Below are 5,185 nucleotides of genomic sequence, written 5' to 3'. Positions count from 1 at the left end.
GTGATACGCGAAGCGCATATGAGTTTGGTCGATCCGTTCCGCTGATAATGCGTAGATCAATCATCTGTGGCTGAGAATATGGTTTAAACTGGGTTAAAGATACTCGCCTGGTCCTTTTTATGGTTGGGCTTCAGTATGGGTATAGGCTTCCTTGATCTTTGCTAACCGTTCCCACAGCTTCTTCTCTCGACCCACTTGTCCCGGCTCATACCAGTCTCCCTCCCGAATCTCCTCGGGCAGATACTGCTGCGGGGCCCAGTGATGATCATAAGAGTGAGGATAAATATAGTCATCCGAGGCATTTTCAACGCCCAGATAACGCGACTGCTTGGAATTTGCCGTTTTATCGCGCAGATGGGGCGGCACGGCGCCGATGCCTCTGTTTTTAACTTCGCGACGGACCGAAAAAATCGCTCCCGTACTGTTGCTCTTGGGCGCCAGTGACAGGTAGATGCAGGCATGGGCCAGGAAATACAGTCCCTCGGGCATACCGCATTTGGTAAACGCCTCGTGCGCCGAATTGACCACCGAGAGCGCATGCGGATCAGCCATTCCCACATCTTCGGAGGCCAGGATCAGCATCCGTCGGAACAGGAAATTGGGATCCTCTCCACCTTCCAGCATCGCAGCCATCCAGTACAGGGCAGCGTCGGGATCAGAACCGCGCATCGACTTGATAAAGGCCGAAGCATAATGATAGTGTTCGTCCCCGGTGCCGTCGTACCGTACGCTGCGCTTTTGAATACATTCCCGGGCGATCTCCAGGTCGATATGAATCACTCCCTCTTCATCCGGTTCGCTTGACAACACGGCTACCTCCAGGGCATTCAGGGCGTTTCGGATGTCCCCGCCCGCAAAATCCGCCAGATGGTTCTTTGCCGGTTCGGTAACTTCGATGTTCTTGGTGCCCAACCCTCGATGCTCTTCCTCCAACGCCCGCTCAATCATTGTCAATACATGATCCCTTGTAAGATCATAAAGCTCAAACAGCTGGCAACGCGAGAGCAACGGGCTGACCATCGTATAGAATGGGTTCTCCGTCGTAGCTCCGATCAAGGTAATGACTCCGGATTCCAGATGCGGGAGCAGCGCATCCTGCTGGGCTTTGTTCCACCGGTGGATTTCATCCACAAACAGAATCGTCTTGCGCCCGTTCATCTGCTGCATTTTCTCCGCCTTGGCGACCACCGTTCGCAGGTCCTTAATCCCGTCCAATACGGCGTTAAGCACGACGAACTGGGCATTGATCTCACGCGATATGACGTGGGCCAGCGTCGTCTTTCCCGAGCTGGGGGGACCGTAAAAAATCAGCGAACCGATAACGCCGGACTCAATCATACGCCGCAGCATCTTGCCTTCGCCCACGATGTGCTTTTGCCCCACAAACTCATCCAGCGAATGGGGACGCATACGCGTAGCCAGCGGCTCGTGGGGATTCGTAAAATCGGATTGTGAATCATCTCCATTATCGTCGGAACGCTCGTTAAACAAATTCATGACTTACGTTTGATAAAAAATTTAAAACGGAAGTTAAGAATATCCCGTCAGGCATTCTACATTTTATTTTATATACTATTTTATTAGGTAAATGCTCTCAGTTATTTCAGACTTTAAGAGAAGTCTTTGAAAAACCAGTCCCGAAGCATCGGGAAACGTCAAGGCCAGAGGGAGGCTGGAATCGCAGCATATAGCCCATATGTGTGAATTTCAACCGACCGATAACGCCGACATTGGCCAAAAGAACGATTTTGCAAAGGTTTCTAAAAATATATGCATTATGAACTCCACAAATCCACTCAACAATATGACTGCTGTGGCCTTTGAAAGCAGGATGGCCGATTCAACAGCGCAACTCTTGCAGCGAAAAGGAGCCCGGGCAATCAGCGCTCCCTCCATGCAGGAAGTGCCCCTGGAGAATCATACGACTGTATTTACATTCGCCGAACAATTGTTCGACGGCAACGTGGATATCCTCATTTGCCTGACGGGCGTGGGGACAAATATGCTGGTAAAAACCATGAAAACCAAGTATACCTGGGATGATATTCAGCGGGCACTATCGGGTATCACGGTAGTTTCGCGCGGCCCCAAACCGGCTAAAGTACTTCGCGAGCTTGAGATCCCGATTGATATAAAAGTCCCGGAGCCCAATACCTGGAAAGAGCTTTTGGAATCTCTTGACGATAACGAATTAACCTCGGATTTAAACGGAAAGCTCATAGCCATACAGGAATATGGCGAGCCGAATAAAAAGCTAAACAAAGAATTAGAGGCACGCGGGGCTGAATTACTGCAGGCTCCTATCTACCGCTGGGCGCTTCCGGATGATCTGGAGCCGTTAAAAAAAGGCATTCGTGCTATTCTGAATGGCCAAACGGATGTTGTACTGTTCACCAGTAAAACACAGGTCGATCATGTGATGAAGGTGGCAGATATGGTGGCGTCTCGAGAAGAGCTGCGCGAAGCCCTGCAAAATGTGGTGGTGGCGTCTATCGGACCTGTTTGCTCCGGTGGGTTGGAATCCCATGGCATTACGCCTGATTTCGAGCCTTCGCGTCCCAAGCTGGCAATTTTTATTAATGAAATTTTCGAAGAGTTTTCGAAACAATATTAAGTGAAGCTGTCAATTCCTGAAATACCCTGACCGTACAGAATTTAAACTTTTATTTTACAGAGGAAGATTATCGTGTTTCTTCCGGGGAACGCTGTCGACTTTATTTTCGCTGATCTCAAGCGCATGAATTAGTTTCTCCCGGGTTTCCCCCGGGAGAATCACATTATCAATAAACCCGCGCTCTGCCGCTTTGTAGGGATGGGCAAATTCTTCTTTGTAATAATCGATAAGCTCCTGCTCTTTCGCTTCGGGATCATCGGCTTCGGCGATTTCCTTGCGGAAAATAATTTCAACCGCTCCCTTGGGACCCATAACCGCGATTTCGGCTGTTGGCCAGGCCACGTTGTAATCGGCACGGATATGCTTGGAGTTCATCACGTCGTAGGCGCCGCCGTAGGCTTTTCGGGTAATGACAGTCATTTTAGGTACGGTAGCCTCGCAAAAAGCATACAACAGCTTGGCTCCATGCTTAATAATACCCCCCCACTCCTGATCGGTACCGGGTAAAAAGCCGGGCACGTCTTCAAAAGCAATCAGCGGAATATTAAAGGCATCGCAGAATCGCACAAACCGGGCCCCTTTAAGGGAGGCGTCAATATCCAACACGCCGGCGAGGGACAGCGGTTGGTTGGCCACAACACCCACACTTCGTCCCTCTATTCGGGCAAAACCAACCACAATATTATCCGCGTAATGTTCATGCACCTCCATAAACGACTCCTTATCCACAATACCCTCTATAACATCCTTGATATCATACGGTCTGTTCGGCTGCTCGGGTATCAGGTCATCCAGTTTGTCGGCCTTGGCCGAATCCGGGGCCCTGGACTCCTTACGGGGCGGTTTTTCCTCGCAATTCTGCGGGATATAAGTCAGCAGCTTCCGCATCTCCTGCAGGCAAATCGCATCGTTCTCTTCGGCAAAATGCGCGACCCCCGACTTGGTGCTGTGCGCACTGGCGCCGCCCAGCTCTTCGGAGGTGACGTCCTCATGCGTTACCGTCTTCACCACATCCGGCCCCGTCACAAACATGTAGCTGGTATTTTTCACCATAAAAACAAAATCGGTGAGAGCGGGACTGTATACCGCTCCCCCGGCACAGGGACCCATAACCGCGGACAGCTGTGGAATTACTCCCGAGGCCATACTATTGCGCCAGAACACCTCTGCATAGCCCCCCAGCGAGGAAACTCCCTCCTGAATTCTTGCGCCCCCGGAATCATTGAGTCCCATCACGGGCACGCCGTTTTTCATAGCCAGATCCATTACCTTACAGATCTTTTCGGCATGGGTTTCGGAGAGAGACCCCCCGATTACGGTAAAATCCTGGCTGAACAGGTAAATCGGTCGCCCGTGAATTTTCCCAAAACCTGTCACCACTCCGTCTCCGGCTATCTTTTTCTCCTCCAGTCCGAACTTGTGGCTCCGGTGCGTTACAAAAGGATCGATCTCCTCAAACGTATCGTTGTCCAGCAACAGATCTATACGTTCGCGGGCGGTCAACTTGCCTTTATCGTGCTGTTTTTGGATCCGTTCTTTCCCGCCTCCCCTTCGGGCATCCTTACGCTTTTGTCTGAGCCGTTCCACTTTATCATCTGAAGCCATCAAACACCCTGTTTTCTTAATCTTCTTTTTTTGAAAAATATTTGTGTAACCGATCGGTAAAATCTATGGCCGACTCTGAATACACATCCACTAAATGACGCTGAAATACCTCTTTTTGGATATACCTGCTGGCTCCCCGCCAATTGCTAAGCAGGGCGATCTCCTCCAGAGCCTCTTCGTAGGCGCGTTCCGAACCGCCAAAAATATCTTCAACAAACCGGGGGCGTCCCCCTGCAAGCTGTTCTTTCAGGCGATCCACTTCCCTTTCCGCTGGCTTAGCCTTCCTGAGGTCGCCAAAAAGTTCTTCGCCGTATTTATCGAAGTCCTTATCCACATCCACACCCACATCGCTCTCCTTCTCCATCACCGGCCGGGATTCCCGTTCTTCAACAGTTATCCCTGAAATAGGTTCCTCTTCTCCTTCTGACTCCAGCGCTGCCTTCTCTTCTTCGCTCATAAAGTTCATCCAAATGGGCTTATCTCCCCCTTCCTCTTCCTCTACTCCTTCCGTTTCCTCTTCCTCTTCTCCTTTCACTTCCACCTCATCCCCGGCCGGTTCCTCCCATTCCGGGAATACTGCTGGGGCCTCCTCTTCTGTACTCTCCTCTGTTTCTTCCTCCACTTCATCCCCAGACGCAAATGCGATCGGTTCCTCCTCCGATCCGAAAGCCGAATTAAGGGTTTGAGTATCTCCCTCCTGCTGATCGGGATCTGAAGCGACCAATGCAGCTAAACCGGAATCTTTATTATCACGCTGGGAACGGGACGACGACTCTGCATCAGCAGATACCTGTGGATCTATGAGCGTATCGCCTTCAACAGCTTTCTCTTCCCGCTCCTCCTGTTCCGGTTCATCCAATTGTTTTTCTTTTCGCCTGTCGTTTTTGTGCTCCTCCTGCGGCCCGAAGCCGGCCTCTTCCGCCCGGATTTTTTTTCCCGTTTTGACTGGTTTTTTTGCTTCCGTTT

The 5,185-nt window shown here is 50.8% G+C and carries 4 protein-coding genes; 1 reads left to right on the top strand and 3 read right to left on the bottom strand.

Going from position 1 to position 5,185, the window contains the following annotated elements; translation table 11 throughout:
- Window positions 1–117: 117 nt before the first annotated feature.
- Window positions 118–1,497 (bottom strand): replication-associated recombination protein A, encoded by a 1,380-nt coding sequence (locus ACESLU_RS11405; RefSeq protein WP_372638775.1) that lies wholly within the window; start codon window positions 1,495–1,497, stop codon window positions 118–120.
- Window positions 1,498–1,777: 280 nt separating this feature from the next.
- On the opposite strand from ACESLU_RS11405, the gene ACESLU_RS11400 reads away from it, so the two are divergent.
- Window positions 1,778–2,614, top strand: coding sequence for a uroporphyrinogen-III synthase (locus ACESLU_RS11400; RefSeq protein WP_372638774.1), 837 nt, complete (start codon window positions 1,778–1,780; stop codon window positions 2,612–2,614).
- A gap of 54 nt (window positions 2,615–2,668) precedes the next feature.
- Here the strand turns inward: ACESLU_RS11400 and ACESLU_RS11395 are convergent, their stop codons facing one another.
- Window positions 2,669–4,219: an acyl-CoA carboxylase subunit beta gene (locus ACESLU_RS11395; protein ID WP_372638773.1), complete on the bottom strand. Its 1,551-nt coding sequence runs from the start codon at window positions 4,217–4,219 to the stop codon at window positions 2,669–2,671.
- Window positions 4,220–4,235: 16 nt separating this feature from the next.
- Window positions 4,236–5,185, bottom strand: a 950-nt coding sequence (locus tag ACESLU_RS11390) for a hypothetical protein (protein ID WP_372638772.1), incomplete at its 5' end; no start/stop codon positions are given.

Source organism: Fodinibius sp. (assembly GCF_041642155.1).
Taxonomy (GTDB): Bacteria; Bacteroidota; Rhodothermia; order Balneolales; family Balneolaceae; genus Fodinibius.
The sequence above is the reverse complement of the archived record's forward strand: the minus strand, read 5'-3'. Positions and strand labels throughout refer to the sequence as shown.